Genomic DNA, 15,207 nt, shown 5'->3' with positions numbered 1-15,207 from the left:
ATAAAAGGAGCGCTTGGCGATGGAAATGATCCGTATTACAAACTTAACAAAAAAGTTTGGTTCATTTACGGCGTTAAACGGGGTTGATTTAACCGTTAACGGCGGGGAAGTTTTAGGCTTTATCGGCCCGAACGGCTCCGGAAAAACAACGACGATCCGCGTGTTGCTCGGGATCTTAAAGAAAACGGAAGGCGACGTTGCTGTGTTCGGAAAAGATGCCTGGGCTGATGCCGTTGAAATCCACAAGCGGATCGCCTATGTGCCCGGTGATGTCAACCTGTGGCCGAATTTAACCGGCGGCGAAGTCATCGATTTGTTTTTGTCGCTGCGCGGAACGATCGATACAGACAAACGGGATCAGCTGATTGAAAAATTTCACCTCGATCCGACGAAAAAGTGCCGGACATATTCCAAGGGCAACCGGCAAAAGGTCGGGCTCATTGCCGCGCTGGCCTCCGACGCAGATTTGTTTATTCTCGATGAACCGACGTCCGGACTTGACCCGCTGATGGAACGGCTCTTTCAAGAACACGTGAATGAATTAAGGGCGGAAGGCAAATGCATCTTTTTATCGAGCCATATTTTATCCGAAGTTGAAAAACTGTGCGACCGAGTTGCGATCATCCGTGAAGGGGAGATAATCGAAAGCGGTTCGCTTGCTGACCTCCGCCATTTGACCCGGACGCACTTGCTCGTTAAAACGAAAACACCGCTGACAGACCTAACCTTCTTTGACGGCGTGCATGAAGTGCACGAAAGCGAAAACGGTCTTTCTTTTCAAGTCGACAGTGAAAAAATTGATGAGATCATCCGCCATATCAGCCGTTTTGGCATTGAAAAAATCGAAAGCGCCCCGCCGAAACTGGAAGATTTATTTATGCGGCACTATGAAGGAAAAAAGGAGGTTCCGTCCGGAGGTGAAACGGATGACTAATCAATCCTTTTCCAATACCGGAGCGCTGGCAACATTTATTTTCCGGCTTGATCGTTTGCGGATGCTCTGGTGGCTTGTCGGGCTGACATTTTTTACACTGATTGTTCCGGCGGCTCTTGCAAATTTGTACAGCTCCGATCAAGAACGCCAGGCGGTGGCCGAAACGATGACGAATCCTGCGATGACAGCGATGGTCGGTCCCGGCGATTTAGACAATTATACGGTCGCCGCGATGACAGCCCATCAAATGCTCTTAATGACGGCGGTTATTGCCGGTTTAATGGGCATTCTTCTCATCATGCGTCATACGCGCGGTGATGAAGAGGACGGGAAACTGGAACTGATTCAAGCGCTTCCGACCGGGCGCATGGCTTACTTACATGCAGCGGTGCTTGTGCAGCTTTTGCTAGCCGTTGTGCTTGCTCTCGTCATCGGCTTCGGCCTCGCCGCTTTAAACATCGACAGTGTGACAGTAGCCGGCTCATTGCTCTACGGGGCGCTCCTCGGCGCATCCGCGTTTTTTTTCGCCGGTGTTGCTGCCGTATTCGCTCAACTGTCTGCCAACACCCGAAGCGCGACAGGGATGTCGATCGCTGTTTTACTGGGCGCCTATTTGTTCCGCGCAGTGACGGATGTCGTTAACGACGATTTGTCCTGGCTTTCGCCGTTTGGCTGGGTGACAAAAGCGGAAGTATATACGAGCAATCAATGGCATCTGCTGTTGATAATGATTGGCGCAGCTTTATTGCTTTTCGTGGCCGCCTATTATTTAAATGCCATCCGCGACTTACAGCGCGGGTTTTTACCGGAAAGAACAGGCAAACGAACCGCTTCCCGCCTTCTTTTGCATCCGCTCGGTTTAGCATTGCGCCTGCAGCGTACCGGGTTGATTGCGTGGGCGGCCGGGATGGCAGTTCTCGGAGTGTCTTACGGCTCCGTCCTCGAAGACATGGAAACCTTCTTTGCATCCAATGAAATGATTCAGCAAATGCTCGCTCCGGAAGAAGACTTGACACTAGCTGAGCAGTTTCTCCCGACACTTTTTGTAGTGATTGCCATTGTAGCTGTGATCCCGCCCGTTATGGCGATGAATAAACTGCGCAGCGAAGAACGCCATGAACGGCTTGAACATCTGCTCGGCCGGGCTGTATCGAGACATCAACTATTCGGAGCGTACTTAACGTTTGCCCTTTTTAACGGCGCACTGATGATGTTTCTCGCAACACTCGGCCTATGGGCTGCCGGCGATGCCTCGATGGACGAAGGTCTGTCGTTTACTACGATCATCAGCTCCGGGATGGTGTTTTTCCCGGCTGCATTTGTGATGATTGGTTTGGCGGCTTTTCTAATCGGGTTTGCGCCTAAGTTATTAACAGGCGTTTGGCTGTATATCCTTTACACGTTTTTTGTTCTTTACCTCGGCAATTTGCTTGATTTGCATGATTGGTACGGTTATATCACTCCGTTCGGGCATATCCCGGAAGCTCCGGCGGAAACGATTACCGCTCTTCCGCTTATTACGCTGAGTGTGATCGCTGCTGTATTATGCGCGCTCGGTTTCGCCGGATTTCGGCGGCGCGATATCGATTAATACTCCTTTCAGTTTAATCGTTTGCTTTTGTTCGAGCGATGCCGATAGGATGGGAACTGTCAGCCAGAAAAAAAGGAGTACGATGGATGTATGAAACTCAGTGTATTGGATCAAGCACCCGTTACGAAAGGAAATCATCCCCCTGATGCCGTCACAAAAGCCGAAGAACTCGCTCTGCTAACCGATCAGCTCGGCTATGACCGGATGTGGATGGCCGAACATCACGGCACGCATGCTTTTGCCAGTTCCGCTCCGGAAATCACCGCTGCACACTTAGCGGCCAAAACCGAGCAGATCCGGATCGGAACCGGCGGCGTGATGATGATGCATTATTCCCCTTTGAAACTCGCTGAAGTGTTTAAAACGCTCAGCGCCTTAGCGCCCGGAAGGATCGATTTCGGTGTCGGCCGCGCTCCCGGAGGCGACAATTTTTCAGTTTATGCCCTCTCAGAAGGGCGGCAGCCGATGGTTCATAATATGTACGAGAAATTTTCTCAGGCGCTGACGATGATCAATGACGAGAAACCGGCCGACGATTTGTACAGCAAAACTCCGGCCATGCCCGCAGCCGTCCAGCTGCCGCAAGCTTGGCTCCTCGGGTCAAGCGGCAACAGCGCGCAGCGCGCAGCGAGAATGGGTGTCGGTTACTCGTTTGCGCAGTTTTTTAACGGCGAAATGACACCGGACATTCTCGCTGCGTATCGAAACAATTTTGAACCTTCTGTATTTATGGAAAAACCGTATATCAATGTTTCGTATATGGTGACAACAGCAGAAACAGCCGACGAAGCAGAATTTGAATCCGGGCCGCAGGATATTGCCAGGTTGAAACTGATGCGCGGGGAAATCTCCCCGGTGATCACCCCGGAAGAAGCGGCTGAGTATCCGCTTACGGAGATGGACCGTATGCGGATTGAAGAAAACCGCAAGCTGCACTTGGTCGGATCCGCCAAGGATGTCGCCGAACAGCTCCGCTATGAACAGGACTATTACGGCTATGATGAAGCGATGATTTGCAGTATTCCGCATTCGCAGGAAAAACGGCTTAACGTTTACCGGCTTTTGGCGCGCGAGCTGCTCGATTGAATGAGAAAAACCTGCCATTTCCGTCAGGTTTCAGACTGTAGACAAAATCATGACATCGTTAGATGTCATGTTAAAAGGAACGGATTACTACGCATCGTCCGGCTTCTTTCCGCGGGCGAGCGCCGGGCCGCTTCGGGCTTGGCCCTGCAGGGTCTCGTCTGTCTCGCTATCCCGCAGGAGAAAGCCGGGATGCTGGGTCATCCTCCTTCTTCGAATCGAGTTTATTCATAGTAAAGGAAGCCATGCATCCACTCCTCCGACGCCTCCGGGAAAGCAAGAAACGAAGATCCGTATTCGGCGGCCTCAGGCCGCCGAATACTAGCTGAGTCCTTGCCCGGGGCAAGCGGAGGTTAGTGGCTGCGTGACACGTGAAAAGAATAATTTGTCTACAATCTAAAACCTGCCATTTCCAGCAGGTTTTTTATGCTGCTTGTGCATAAAATCTCGATATTTATCGCTTATACTGAAATCACCATTTACGAAAGGGTGATTACGATGATGATGAACAACAGCGATTGGGGATGGATGCATCTTGGCGGCGGGATCTTTGGCTTCCTGCTGATGCTCGGCTTGATACTTCTGATCGTTTATCTTGTTGTATGGATCGTCCGCAGCACAACAGACAAAACATCCGCCGAAAGAAAACAGAGCAATGCACTCGCGATCCTCGATGAACGCTATGCAAAAGGCGAAATCAGTGAAGAAGAATACGAACGAAAGAAAAAGACGCTAGAATCGCGTTCATGATAAAATGAGAATCAAGCACTAAGGCACAAGAAGGAGGAGAAGAGCGTATGCACGGATTCGGTCACGGTCCGCCGATTTGGATCTTATTTATCATGTTAGTCTACCTGCTTTTGTTAGCCGGCATCGGCATTTATTTAATCCGTTACTTCCTCAAGGGTTCCAAAAACCAAAAATCGGCGCTCGATATCCTTAATGAACAGCTCGCTAAAGGCGAAATCAGTGAAGAAGACTACGACCGGCTGAAAAGAAAAATCACCGATAAAGACGGCGAAAATCATGAAAAATAAACTGTCCTTAAAAATCGGCCTGCTGTTTTTTGTCTTTATTTTAATTATTGAATCCATTTTGTTTATCTTTTTATACTTCAACCTAGTGAACGACCGGGTCGATGAACTGCTCAACGGCATATTAATTCGCGGGGATAATCACCGGGATGTGCTCGAACAAAGTTTCAATGAAGACACGGTGCATCACGTCGCTGTTATGGAGACGAATGCGCCGAATACCGTTGCGATCACTGATGAACATAACCGTGTCATCGAGTCTTCCGAACCGGTCACCTCAGAAATGGCGTCGTTAATGGCTCATACAGACACCGGTCCGCATGAAGGCCGGATCCTTTCAGATGATTGGCGCAACGACCCTTACGTCGTTTCCGAAAGCCCGATTGTCATCAATGATGAAATTGAAGGTTACGTTTACATGCTTTCGGATGCAGGCAATATCCGGACGATTATCAATCAATTGACGAACCAATTTATTTTGGCCGGTATCCTGACGCTTGCGTTGACAGCGGGTACGATCTTCTTACTGACAAGGTTCATTACTGCCCCGATCGTACGGATGCGCGAAGCAACTGAACGGATGTCGAAAGGAGAACTCGATATTACCCTCGGCTATGTGCGCAACGACGAACTCGGTGAACTCGAATTCTCCATTCGCAAACTCGCGCAAGATCTTGAAAAAGTCAAACAAGAGCGCAACGACTTTTTAGCGAGTATCGCTCACGAACTGAGAACACCGCTGACGTATTTAAAGGGCTATGCCGACATGGCCGGGCGTGAAGCTACCGAAGAAAAAGACCGGGCTAAATATTTAGCGATTTTAAAAGAAGAAGCGGAGCAAATGAACAAACTCGTCAACAATTTGTTTGAACTCGCGAAACTCGATCAAAACACGTTTTCGATTGAGAAACAGCGATTGCCGATCCGTCAGCCGATCGACGCCGTTGCCAAGATGATGGAGCCGCTCTTGAAAGAAAAGGGCATGACGTTAAACATCCGCTGCCCTGAAAACCTTTATGCCGATATCGATCCAGAACGTTTTCAACAAGTGATTTTGAATCTCGTCGATAATGCCGTCAAGTACTCCCGTCAGTCGAGCGACATTCACATTATTGTCGCAGAAGGCGAAAACGAGATTACGATCAACCTGTCTGATCAAGGGGAAGGGATTGCGAAACATCATTTGCCTTATTTATTCGACCGGCTTTACCGCGTCGATAAATCGCGATCGCGTGAGTTCGGCGGATCAGGGATCGGCCTTGCGATCGTCAAAAAAATCATTGAAGCACACGGCGGTTCAATTGAAGCTAAGAGCACGGTCGGCAAAGGAACAGAAATGATTATTTCCCTTAAAAAGGAGGATCACGATGGCGCATATTCTGATCGTTGACGACGAGCAGCGAATGATTGATTTACTGACACTTTATTTGACCCCTTATCAGCATAAGATCACATCGACGACATCCGGAGAAGACGCTGTCGATAAAATCGCCGAACACGATTTTGACCTCGTCCTCCTGGACATTATGATGCCGGACTGTGATGGTTGGGAAACGTGTACCGATATCCGCAGCATCAGCGACGTGCCGATCATTATGGTTTCAGCTCGTGATCAAAAGCCTGACATTGTCAAAGGTCTCAAACTCGGCGCCGATGATTACGTTACAAAGCCGTTTGATGAAAACGAACTGACCGCGCGTATCGGCGCACTGCTGCGCCGTTTTTCGCAAGGGGATGTTGTCGAGATTGACGGGTTGACATGGAACGGGATCACACATGAACTGCGCTATCAAAACACCCCGGTCGCTCTGACACCGAAAGAATTTGCTATGCTCGGCTATTTGATGAAACATCCGAATAAAGTTTTCAGCCGTGAACAGCTGATAGAATTAATTTGGGGATTTGATTCGGATACCGAAGGGCGAACGGTCGATTCGCACGTTCGCAATCTCCGTGAAAAAATCCGCAAAGCCGGTTTTCCGATTGACGATTACCTTCACACTGTGTGGGGTGTCGGATATAAATGGATATAAAAAGCGGACCTGCGGCAGGTTTAACTGCGCAGGTCCGCTTAATGATTATGCATTTGCGCGGCTGAAACTTTTCGTCGCCAATAAAGCGAGCAGCACGGCGAATATCAAGATAAACACGACAGCCCCAAAAACCGTCACTTCCTGCCCGAAGACGGATAAATTCAGCCCCATCGCTTCCGCCACTTCTGCAGGGGTATTTTCAACATCGACCATGACATTTTTCATCACATGCACGCCGTACGTCACCGGATTGACAGTCACTACCGCTTCCATCCAGCCAGGCAGGTTATTGACCGGGAAAAGCGCGCCGGACAAAAAGATCATCGGCATCACGAGGATATTCACAGTCATCTGAAACCCTTGCGTTGAACGGATCAAACTGGCAAACAGCAAGCCGAGGCCCGACAAAGCGCATGCGAGCAAAAACATAAACGGAATCACTTGCAACACAGATAACGGGTCGTAAGACAGCCCGAGAAACGGAATAAGCGCAAACAATATCACACCTTGAATCGTCGCGACACTGGCTGCGCCGAACATTTTCCCGACAGCAATACTGATGCGCGAAACCGGCGATACAAGAATTTCTTTCATATAACCGAAATCTTTATCTTCAATAATCGACAAAGCGGAAAATACCGATGTCATGAGCAAAGTCATCGATACGATGCCCGGAAAAACAAACTCGATATAATTGAAATCCGCTGCTGTTTCACCCATATTGCCCGCCATCATCGTTTCCATCGTTCCGCTCATACCGCCGCCGAAAATGAGCAAAAACAAAACCGGCATCGTAAAGGATCCAAACAGCCGGGCCTTATCACGAAAAAACTTCGTAATATCGCGCTGCCAAATCGCTAATACACCTTCCATAAACCGTCGGCCTCCTTATATGTCGCCTGCTTCGCCGATGTTGCGGCCGGTAAAAGCCATGAATACGTCATTTAACGTCGGCTTGCGGATATTTAACTTCGTAACCGGAATCGACAATGACTTCAAAAATGACGAGATAAACGCGTCGCTGCTCGCCACTTTTATATGAATCGTGCCTTCATGAACCGTAACCTCGGCATCTTGAACGTTTTCATGAATTTCCTTTAACGCCTGATCATTATCATTTGTCGAAAGTTCAATAATATCGCCGCCTAATTGATCTTTCAGCTTTGACGGCCGATCAACCGCTATGATTTGACCTTTGTCCATAATCGCCACCCGGTCGCTGATTTCAGCTTCATCCAAATAATGCGTGGTCAAAAACATCGTGATCCCTTGTTCTTTTTTCAGCTTTAATATATACTCCCATAAATGCGCGCGTGTTTGCGGATCGAGTCCGACAGTCGGCTCATCCAAAAACAGCACACGCGGGTAATGAAGGAGCCCGCGGGCAATTTCGAGACGCCGCTGCATCCCGCCGGAAAAGGTCTCGACTTTGCTGTAACGCGATTCGGTCAGGTCAACAATTGCGAGCACTTCTTGAATCCGTTCTTCCCGGACGTTTTTCGGAACGTTATAAAACCGGCAATGAAACTTCAAGTTTTCATTCGCGGTTAATTTTGTATCCAGGGTGTTTTGCTGAAAAATCAGGCCGATGCTCTCGCGCACACGATTTTTTTCTTTGCTGACGTCATACCCGTTAATCAATATATCGCCGGACGTCGGTTTCAGCATCGTGCAAATCATGTTAATCGTCGTGCTTTTCCCCGCGCCGTTCGGGCCGAGAAAACCAAAGATCTCGCCTTCTTCAACATCAAAGCTGATTCCTTTCACAGCATCCGTTTCTTTATATGTTTTTGTGAGCCCGCGAACTTCAATCATCGCTTGCACGCCAACTCCTCCTCCACTGATAGTTATGATATAATAACTAATGATCATTATTGACTTTGAACGTGCAAAAGTCAACTTAAACACTCTTTTAAAGGAGAATGATTGATGCCTGACTCAGCGACGAACACAAGAGAGCTTGTTGAACAAACCTTATCGATCTTTCCGCATATGTCGAAAAAACTCTTCGGTCCGGTGCATATTTTGCATGATTCACCGCTTCATCATACTCATTTTCATATTTTGCATATCGTCGAAGACGCCGGGAGCATCCGCACCACAGATATCGCAAAAAAAATCGCCGTCAAAAAATCGAACCTGACACCGCTCTTAAACAAACTGTTTGACTACAACTATATCACCCGGTCCCAAGATCCGGATGATAAACGCGCGATCCTCATCGAATTAACCGCGGACGGACAAAGTTTTCTCGCGGAAAAAAAAGAAATCATCGAAACGGACGTCGAATACAAACTCGCTGCGCTCACCGAGGAAGATCGGGAGAAGTTGTCCCGGGCAGTGGCCGATTTACACGATGTGATCGGGAAATTAAACGAATAACCGGCCTTACTCAGGCCGGTCATTTTTTAACAGCTTTATAATTTCATTGTTTTGCTTCACTTGTTCCACGGAATTTTGCCGAATTTGGTATACCCAAACTACGAGCAAAATCGCAATCACAAGCGGGATTAAAGATAAGAATAGCCCGAACAGGGCAAACAAGCCGCCGACCATTTCCATCACCGAACACCTCCCCGTTAGTTTTCTTCAAGCATATCCAAATAATAACTGATTTGCGCATTCATATCCATATGCGTTGTTATACTCCAGAGCAGGACAAAAATAAACAATAAGACGTAAAGCCAAATATACTTTTTCATTTTTCCTGATGCAAAAGAAGGCACATACCTGAACAACGCGAATACAGCGGTAAATAAAATCAGCAAGATGACATTGACATACATGAACGTGTCGGCCTGATCGACGGCGTGCATGAGTTCAATTGCCGCCGCGATATTATTCTCCGTCAACGTAAATGTGCCGATGTCCGGGTTGCTCCATCCGTCTTTCACGGTCAGTTCCTGTGTTTGTTGCGTGTAGCTGTATTGATAGCCTGTCAAATTGATCTCTGCAGAAACCGTAACAATCAAGATCAACACGAGCACCGCCGAAGCTGACAAAAGAGGCGCATATTTACTTAATCCTGGCTTGTCATTTTGATGCATAAATTGCCTCCAACTCTGCTTCTGTCATTTCAGCCGGCGAACCGTCAAAGACGATTTTTCCGTCCTTCATTCCGATTATGCGCGAGGCGAACTTTTTCGCAAGCTCAATGTTGTGCACATTTGCAATCGTCAGCCAGTCTTGTTGTTCGTGTAAATCGGCCAGCAATTGAAAAATTTCATTGGATGTCGTCGGATCAAGGCTTGCGAACGGTTCATCGCCCAATAGCATCAATGGGTTTTGCACGAGCGCCCGTGCAATCCCGACGCGCTGCTTTTGTCCGCCGCTTAAATTTTCTGCCCGGCGCTGTTCGAAACCTGTCAGACCGACGCTTTCAATCGCCTCGGATGCTCGGCGGTGATCCGCGGTTGCAAAAATACCGGTGAGATTTTTCCATGACGGACGGCGCCCGAACATGCCGGTATAAATATTTTGCCTTGCTGTCAATCGGGGAATCAGCTGAAAATGCTGAAAGATCATGCCGATATCCGCACGCAACAGACGCTGCTCTTTCGATGAGAGCGCAGCAACCTTTTTTCCTAAAACCGTAACGGTTCCGGATGAAGGCTGTTGGAGTCCGTTGATCGTGCGGACAAGCGTTGATTTGCCGGCACCGCTGCGTCCGAGTACGCAGATGAATTCGCCCCGCTCAGCTTGAAACGTCACATCGTTTAACGCCGGTAAATCCCCCGGCTGATATTTTACAAAAACGTTTTGTAAATCGAGCATTATATCACCCGCTTTCGGACATACCCGCCGAAAAGATCGACAGCAATCACTAAGACCATAATGAGCACGATCGCCGTCGCCATCGCATCGTAGGCGAGACTGTTGTAATAATTCATCAGGCTCTGGCCGAGTCCTCCGCCGCCGATCATCCCGAGCACGAGCGATGTACGGATAGCCACTTCAAAGCGGTAAAAATACTGCGACAAAACATCAGGCCAGATTTGCGGAATAATCGCAAATAACTGACCGATCCGCCTGCCTGCCCCGACCGACAGCATCGCTTCTTGCGGTCCTTTATCCGCTGATTCAATCAGTTCGGCGACGAGCTTTCCTAAAACCGCGACATTATGCAGGAATATGGCCAAAAGAGCAGCAAACGGGCCCAAGCCAAGCGAAACAACAAACACCAGCCCGAAAACGATTTCCGGGACCGACCGCGTGACACTGAGTGCAGAACGGACGCCGTAAAACCCGCCCGCTGTATGGGACGTGTTCTCTGCTGCCGCAAAACTGAGCGGCAAAGCAACAAGCAGAGCTCCTGCCGTGCCTAAAAAAGCGACGGATAATGTCACGAGCGACTGTTCCAATAAATAAGGCGTCAATTCAATGCGAAGCGGCCAAAAGTTCGCCGTGATAAAATACCACGTATTGCCGAGCTGAAACAGCGATGCCAATGAAACATCCGCGCCGATCGCACTGATTATCATTAATGCGAGAATAACGGCGGCATAAACAAACATACGCCGGGGAAACCAGAGGAAAAAGGCAGACGGCTTTGACCTTTCATCAGTCATCGATTTCCTCCGGATCGAGTAAATCAAATGCCCGCGCCGCTTCGAGCACGCTCTCATACTCATCATGTGACGCTTCGGTAAAAGCCTCCGCTCCGCCGAAAATTTGTAAAATCTCCTCGTTGTCGATCGCTAAAAAAGCTTCTTGAATCTCCTCAACCGCTGTTTCATCAGTTCCGCCGGGAACGGCCCACGGATATTGATAAAGCGGTTCCGACTCCCAAAGGATTTTAAAATCGTTCTCATCAATCAGCTCATCGTCTAAAAGAGCATTGTAAATCGCACTGTCAATCGCCCCCGCATCCACATCCGCTTCAGCGACCGCATTGGCTGTAATGTCATGTGATCCGGTAAAGCGCACCTCGGCAAACGCGTACGTGCTTTCGCTTTCATACACACCGCGCTCAAGCAGTTCGAACCCGGGAACAGCAAACCCTGATGTTGATGATTGACTCCCAAAGGCGAATGAAATCTCCTCTGGATTCTCCAGTAAGTCGTCGAGGGAATCCCACGGTGCATCCGGCTGCGTTAAAATATAAGAGTGATAATACGGATCGCCGTCGATTTCTTGAGTAATCACCGCCTCTGCTCCGCTTTCTTCATACGCCGCTAAATAGGTCACCGGACCGAAATAAGCAAGATCGACGTGAGCATAATTGACGGCTTCAACGACGGCGTTATAACTCGGGTAGTGTTCGACATCGACGTCTTTTGCCAAGGCTTCTGATAATTCTTCCTCCAGCAAGTTCAATCCTGTTTCCATTTCGCCGATCGACTGGGACGGAATCACCGCCACCTCAAACTCATCTTCTTCCCCGCAACCTGCGAGGACCGCGCTTATCGGCAGCGCGGCAGCTGCTAACCATCTTTTCATCTCTCCTTCAGCCCCTTCTCTTCGGCTTTTTTCGTCACTTGTTCAGCAAGGTCGTCGTTGCCGTAAAGCGAGAGAACGCCGAGCAACGTCTCTGTCGCAATATCGCCCGCTTCTTCCTTCGGCACTGTCAATGCCATCGCTTCGTGCAGCACTTGCGAATCCGCTGTTCCGTAAGCCTCACGGTATAACTCTGCCGGGTCGATCCCGTGATTGACGCACCACTGGGCATAAACGTGCGCCATCATTTTTTCATCTTGCTTAAAACTGTTTATGATCTGTTCTTCGCGCGATTGTTCGTGATTATCATCCATTGCGGAATCGCTCCTTCCTTAAACGTTACCGTTTATTCTACCATGATGTTGCTATTTTGACGAAAGCAGCCGGAAAATGTAAGCGCTTTTACCGTATATGTGGTAAACTGAAAATAGCGAATTTTCTGAAGATAAATGAAGGAGGGAACTTTATGAGAGAGGCTGTTGAATGGATGGTCGGCGGGCAGCAGGGCGAAGGCGTCGATTCGACCGGTGAACTCTTTGCTAAAGCGTTAGTCAAACACGGCTACTCGGTGTCGACGTATAAGCAGTTTATGTCACGGATTAAAGGCGGGCATTCGAACTTTAAGTTAAACGCCACGAAAGAGCGCAACTATTACCCCGGTGATCAAGTCGATATTCTTCTTTGTCTCGATAATGAATCTTTGCTAAAAAACGAACCGTTTTTAGCTGAGCGGGCGGTTGTGATTCAAGAAGGAACAGAGACGTCCGTGTTGCTTCACCAAGGGGAGTCCGATTACGACCTCTTGACCGTGCCAATGAAGTCACTCGCAAAAGAGCTCGGCAATGCGATGGTGCAAAACATGATTGCGATCGGCATCAGCTCTGCCCTTCTCGACCTGCCAAAAGAGCTGTTGCATTCCTTTATCCGAAATGTGTACGGAAAAAAAGGCGACGACATCGTCCGGCTTAATATCGATGCCTTGCAAAAGGGGTATGAACTGACAGACGAATACCTTCCGCACCGAATATCTCCGCTCGGGGCGGCTGAGCTGACGGATCAGCTGTTCATTTCCGGCAACGAAGCGACAGGCTACGGCAGTTTAATGGCCGGGTGCCGGTTTTTAAGCGCGTATCCGATTACACCGGCGAGCGAAATTATGGAGTGGCTCGCCAAGGAACTTCCCGCTGTCGGCGGCACCGTGATGCAAGTGGAAGATGAAATTGCCGGCATCTGCTTTGCCATCGGAGCGAATTACAGCGGCGTCCGGGCCATGACGAGCACCTCCGGCCCCGGTTTAAGCCTGAAAACAGAAGCGCTTGGGATGGCCGGCATGAGCGAAGTTCCGATTGTGATCGTTAATTCTCAGCGCGGCGGTCCGTCGACCGGGCTTCCGACCAAACACGAACAAAGCGATCTGCAGCAGATGATCTACGGCACACACGGGGAAATTCCGCGAATGGTTTTGTATCCGGCCACGATTGAAGACGCCTTCTACCTCGCAGCCGAAAGTTTTAACCTTGCGGAAAAGTACCAGTGCCCGGTGATTGTCGCACTTGATCTCGGACTTTCGATGAACAAAATGACCGTGCCGTCGTTCGACGCGAAAAGAGTGGCGATTGACCGCGGCAAACTTTTAAGCGACAAAGAAGCCGCCGCATTCGGCGAAGAATTTTTCAGCCGTTACCGCTTGACAGAAGACGGGATTTCGCCCCGGCCGAAACCGGGCATGGAAAAAGCGATCCACTTAACGAGTTCGAATGAACACAGTGAAGACGGATATATTACAGAAGATCCGGAAATACGCACCAAAATGATGACAAAGCGATTAGAAAAAGTCCGGCACGCGCTGATTGATGAACCTTTTAAACTGCAATCAAGCGACGGGATTGAACCGGAATATGCCGATGTTCTCTTAGTCGGAACCGGCTCAACGTACGGGGCGATCGCAGAAGCGATGAAGCGTCTCAACAGTGAAAACGGCGAAACCCACGCTCACCTGCATTTGCAGCAGCTTTATCCGCTCCCGCAAGATCAGCTTCAGCCGCTGTTTGAAAATAAGCGGATTATTACGATTGAAAACAATTACACCGGCCAGCTGCTGAATTTGTTAAAACAGCACTTTCCCATTCATGACCGATCTGACGCGATCCTCCAATTTGACGGCAACCCGTTCTTCGTCGAAACATTGATCACGAAAATGAGAAAGGCGGTGTCATAATGGCGACGATGAAAGACTTGCGCGGAGACGTCTCAACCTGGTGCCCGGGTTGCGGTCATTTCAGCATTATGGCCGGAATTCAAAAAGCGATCATTGAACTTGGCTACGAGCCGCATGAGTTTGCGATTATTTCCGGAATCGGCTGTTCCGGGAAAGTGTCGGAATATATTCGCAGCAACGGCTTTCACACGATTCACGGCCGCTCTTTGCCGGTCGCGCAAGGAGTGAAGATCGGCAATCCGGAACTGAAAGTGATTGCCTCCGGAGGCGACGGCGACGGTTACGGCATCGGACTCGGCCATTTTGTTCATGCCTCGCGGCGAAACATTGACATGTCCTATTTCGTGATGGATAACAGCATATACGGTTTAACGAAAGGTCAAACCTCACCGCGAAGCGAACACGGCTTTACGACGAAAGCCGGTACGTCAAGCAATAAAGAATATCCCGTCGACCCGGTCGCCACCTCGATTGTTAACGGCGCTACTTTTGTGGCACAGGCCTACTCCGGCAACATTAAAGAACTGAGCACGATTTTAAAGCGGGCGATTGAACACCGCGGGTTTTCCCACGTGAATATTTTCAGTCCTTGCGTCACATTTAATAAAGTGAACACGTACGATTTTTATAAAGAACATCTCACGATCGCGGAAAAGCCGTTTGCAACAAGAGACGAGGCTGTCGCTGCAATTCGCGAAAACAACGGTCTCATCACCGGCATTTTGTTCGAAGAACTGCGTGATGATTTTCAAGCAAAACTCGGGATTGACTTTGACATGCAGTCACTTGAATCCGGAGAAATGGACGAGCAGCTGCTCAGCTCGATTCAAGCGAAGTTTCAAGTGTAAACACTAAGACGGTGCACATTATTTTTCGGC

General features: G+C 49.1%; 19 protein-coding genes. 11 read left to right on the top strand and 8 right to left on the bottom strand.

Features of this window, described 5'->3' with window-relative positions; all coding sequences use genetic code 11:
* Window positions 1-19 precede the first annotated feature (19 nt).
* From EDD67_RS10065 to EDD67_RS10030, 8 genes are all read left to right on the top strand, one after another.
* Window positions 20-934 (top strand): ABC transporter ATP-binding protein, encoded by a 915-nt coding sequence (locus EDD67_RS10065; RefSeq protein WP_121439916.1) that lies wholly within the window; start codon window positions 20-22, stop codon window positions 932-934.
* Entirely contained in the window at window positions 927-2,525 is a 1,599-nt protein-coding gene (locus EDD67_RS10060; protein WP_121439915.1) for an ABC transporter permease, read from the top strand. The genes EDD67_RS10065 and EDD67_RS10060 overlap by 8 nt, the downstream gene beginning before the upstream one ends.
* A 90-nt stretch (window positions 2,526-2,615) precedes the next feature.
* Window positions 2,616-3,611 (top strand): LLM class flavin-dependent oxidoreductase, encoded by a 996-nt coding sequence (locus EDD67_RS10055; protein ID WP_121439914.1) that lies wholly within the window; start codon window positions 2,616-2,618, stop codon window positions 3,609-3,611.
* Between the two features lie 49 nt (window positions 3,612-3,660).
* Window positions 3,661-3,933 (top strand): hypothetical protein, encoded by a 273-nt coding sequence (locus EDD67_RS10050; protein ID WP_123875835.1) that lies wholly within the window; start codon window positions 3,661-3,663, stop codon window positions 3,931-3,933.
* A gap of 101 nt (window positions 3,934-4,034) precedes the next feature.
* On the top strand, window positions 4,035-4,358 hold the full coding sequence (locus EDD67_RS10045) for an SHOCT domain-containing protein (RefSeq protein ID WP_199739599.1): 324 nt from the start codon (window positions 4,035-4,037) through the stop codon (window positions 4,356-4,358).
* 47 nt (window positions 4,359-4,405) lie between these two features.
* Entirely contained in the window at window positions 4,406-4,645 is a 240-nt protein-coding gene (locus tag EDD67_RS10040; RefSeq protein ID WP_121439913.1) for an SHOCT domain-containing protein, read from the top strand.
* Entirely contained in the window at window positions 4,635-6,032 is a 1,398-nt protein-coding gene (locus tag EDD67_RS10035; protein ID WP_121439912.1) for a sensor histidine kinase, read from the top strand. The genes EDD67_RS10040 and EDD67_RS10035 overlap by 11 nt, the downstream gene beginning before the upstream one ends.
* Window positions 6,010-6,675 (top strand): response regulator transcription factor, encoded by a 666-nt coding sequence (locus EDD67_RS10030; protein WP_121439911.1) that lies wholly within the window; start codon window positions 6,010-6,012, stop codon window positions 6,673-6,675. Before EDD67_RS10035 ends, EDD67_RS10030 begins: the two co-directional genes overlap by 23 nt.
* 45 nt (window positions 6,676-6,720) lie before the next feature.
* Here the strand turns inward: EDD67_RS10030 and EDD67_RS10025 are convergent, their stop codons facing one another.
* Both EDD67_RS10025 and EDD67_RS10020 read right to left on the bottom strand, forming a co-directional pair.
* On the bottom strand, window positions 6,721-7,548 hold the full coding sequence (locus EDD67_RS10025; protein WP_121439910.1) for an ABC transporter permease: 828 nt from the start codon (window positions 7,546-7,548) through the stop codon (window positions 6,721-6,723).
* Window positions 7,549-7,563: 15 nt separating this feature from the next.
* On the bottom strand, window positions 7,564-8,490 hold the full coding sequence (locus tag EDD67_RS10020; protein ID WP_318272075.1) for an ATP-binding cassette domain-containing protein: 927 nt from the start codon (window positions 8,488-8,490) through the stop codon (window positions 7,564-7,566).
* Window positions 8,491-8,604: 114 nt separating this feature from the next.
* On the opposite strand from EDD67_RS10020, the gene EDD67_RS10015 reads away from it, so the two are divergent.
* Window positions 8,605-9,057 carry a MarR family winged helix-turn-helix transcriptional regulator gene (locus EDD67_RS10015; protein WP_121439908.1) on the top strand — a complete coding sequence of 151 codons (453 nt, stop codon included), beginning with the start codon at window positions 8,605-8,607 and terminating at the stop codon, window positions 9,055-9,057.
* A 6-nt stretch (window positions 9,058-9,063) separates the two neighbouring features.
* Here EDD67_RS10015 and EDD67_RS13960 read toward each other — a convergent pair whose 3' ends face one another.
* The 6 genes from EDD67_RS13960 to EDD67_RS09990 are packed head-to-tail and all read right to left on the bottom strand — an operon-like array spanning window position 9,064 to window position 12,425.
* Window positions 9,064-9,240, bottom strand: a complete 177-nt coding sequence (locus EDD67_RS13960; protein ID WP_154718757.1) for a hypothetical protein — start codon at window positions 9,238-9,240, stop codon at window positions 9,064-9,066.
* Between the two features lie 14 nt (window positions 9,241-9,254).
* Entirely contained in the window at window positions 9,255-9,722 is a 468-nt protein-coding gene (locus tag EDD67_RS10010; RefSeq protein WP_121439907.1) for a hypothetical protein, read from the bottom strand.
* A complete protein-coding gene (phnC, locus tag EDD67_RS10005; RefSeq protein WP_121439906.1) occupies window positions 9,709-10,449 on the bottom strand; it encodes a phosphonate ABC transporter ATP-binding protein in 741 nt (246 codons plus the stop codon). Before phnC ends, EDD67_RS10010 begins: the two co-directional genes overlap by 14 nt.
* The gene (locus tag EDD67_RS10000) at window positions 10,449-11,243 is read right to left on the bottom strand and encodes a PhnE/PtxC family ABC transporter permease (protein WP_242006016.1); all 795 of its coding nucleotides are present in this window, start codon (window positions 11,241-11,243) and stop codon (window positions 10,449-10,451) included. Before EDD67_RS10000 ends, phnC begins: the two co-directional genes overlap by 1 nt.
* On the bottom strand, window positions 11,236-12,114 hold the full coding sequence (gene phnD, locus EDD67_RS09995; protein ID WP_121439905.1) for a phosphate/phosphite/phosphonate ABC transporter substrate-binding protein: 879 nt from the start codon (window positions 12,112-12,114) through the stop codon (window positions 11,236-11,238). Before phnD ends, EDD67_RS10000 begins: the two co-directional genes overlap by 8 nt.
* Window positions 12,111-12,425 (bottom strand): hypothetical protein, encoded by a 315-nt coding sequence (locus tag EDD67_RS09990; protein ID WP_121439904.1) that lies wholly within the window; start codon window positions 12,423-12,425, stop codon window positions 12,111-12,113. The genes phnD and EDD67_RS09990 overlap by 4 nt, the downstream gene beginning before the upstream one ends.
* 152 nt (window positions 12,426-12,577) lie before the next feature.
* On the opposite strand from EDD67_RS09990, the gene EDD67_RS09985 reads away from it, so the two are divergent.
* On the top strand, window positions 12,578-14,329 hold the full coding sequence (locus tag EDD67_RS09985; protein ID WP_121439903.1) for a 2-oxoacid:acceptor oxidoreductase subunit alpha: 1,752 nt from the start codon (window positions 12,578-12,580) through the stop codon (window positions 14,327-14,329).
* Window positions 14,329-15,177, top strand: coding sequence for a thiamine pyrophosphate-dependent enzyme (locus tag EDD67_RS09980; RefSeq protein WP_121439902.1), 849 nt, complete (start codon window positions 14,329-14,331; stop codon window positions 15,175-15,177). The genes EDD67_RS09985 and EDD67_RS09980 overlap by 1 nt, the downstream gene beginning before the upstream one ends.
* The last annotated feature ends 30 nt before the right edge of the window (window positions 15,178-15,207 follow it).

The organism is Salisediminibacterium halotolerans (genome assembly GCF_003814815.1).
GTDB classification, from domain to species: Bacteria; Bacillota; Bacilli; order Bacillales; family Salisediminibacteriaceae; genus Salisediminibacterium; species Salisediminibacterium halotolerans.
Note: the sequence above shows the minus strand (reverse complement) of the source record. Positions and strands in the feature narration are given on the sequence as shown.

Excerpts from the sequence above, each read along its gene's own strand:
- EDD67_RS10035 (WP_121439912.1), top strand. The coding sequence starts at position 4,635 with ATGAAAAATAAACTGTCCTTAAAAATCGGCCTGCTGTTTTTTGTCTTT.
- EDD67_RS10060 (WP_121439915.1), top strand. The coding sequence starts at position 927 with ATGACTAATCAATCCTTTTCCAATACCGGAGCGCTGGCAACATTTATT.
- phnC (WP_121439906.1), bottom strand. The coding sequence starts at position 10,449 with ATGCTCGATTTACAAAACGTTTTTGTAAAATATCAGCCGGGGGATTTA.
- EDD67_RS10015 (WP_121439908.1), top strand. The coding sequence starts at position 8,605 with ATGCCTGACTCAGCGACGAACACAAGAGAGCTTGTTGAACAAACCTTA.
- phnD (WP_121439905.1), bottom strand. The coding sequence starts at position 12,114 with ATGAAAAGATGGTTAGCAGCTGCCGCGCTGCCGATAAGCGCGGTCCTC.
- EDD67_RS10045 (WP_199739599.1), top strand. The coding sequence starts at position 4,035 with ATGCTGCTTGTGCATAAAATCTCGATATTTATCGCTTATACTGAAATC.
- EDD67_RS10020 (WP_318272075.1), bottom strand. The coding sequence starts at position 8,490 with ATGATTGAAGTTCGCGGGCTCACAAAAACATATAAAGAAACGGATGCT.
- EDD67_RS10010 (WP_121439907.1), bottom strand. The coding sequence starts at position 9,722 with ATGCATCAAAATGACAAGCCAGGATTAAGTAAATATGCGCCTCTTTTG.
- EDD67_RS09985 (WP_121439903.1), top strand. The coding sequence starts at position 12,578 with ATGAGAGAGGCTGTTGAATGGATGGTCGGCGGGCAGCAGGGCGAAGGC.
- EDD67_RS10030 (WP_121439911.1), top strand. The coding sequence starts at position 6,010 with ATGGCGCATATTCTGATCGTTGACGACGAGCAGCGAATGATTGATTTA.
- EDD67_RS09980 (WP_121439902.1), top strand. The coding sequence starts at position 14,329 with ATGGCGACGATGAAAGACTTGCGCGGAGACGTCTCAACCTGGTGCCCG.
- EDD67_RS09990 (WP_121439904.1), bottom strand. The coding sequence starts at position 12,425 with ATGGATGATAATCACGAACAATCGCGCGAAGAACAGATCATAAACAGT.
- EDD67_RS10065 (WP_121439916.1), top strand. The coding sequence starts at position 20 with ATGGAAATGATCCGTATTACAAACTTAACAAAAAAGTTTGGTTCATTT.
- EDD67_RS10000 (WP_242006016.1), bottom strand. The coding sequence starts at position 11,243 with ATGACTGATGAAAGGTCAAAGCCGTCTGCCTTTTTCCTCTGGTTTCCC.
- EDD67_RS10040 (WP_121439913.1), top strand. The coding sequence starts at position 4,406 with ATGCACGGATTCGGTCACGGTCCGCCGATTTGGATCTTATTTATCATG.
- EDD67_RS10050 (WP_123875835.1), top strand. The coding sequence starts at position 3,661 with ATGACATCGTTAGATGTCATGTTAAAAGGAACGGATTACTACGCATCG.
- EDD67_RS10055 (WP_121439914.1), top strand. The coding sequence starts at position 2,616 with ATGAAACTCAGTGTATTGGATCAAGCACCCGTTACGAAAGGAAATCAT.
- EDD67_RS10025 (WP_121439910.1), bottom strand. The coding sequence starts at position 7,548 with ATGGAAGGTGTATTAGCGATTTGGCAGCGCGATATTACGAAGTTTTTT.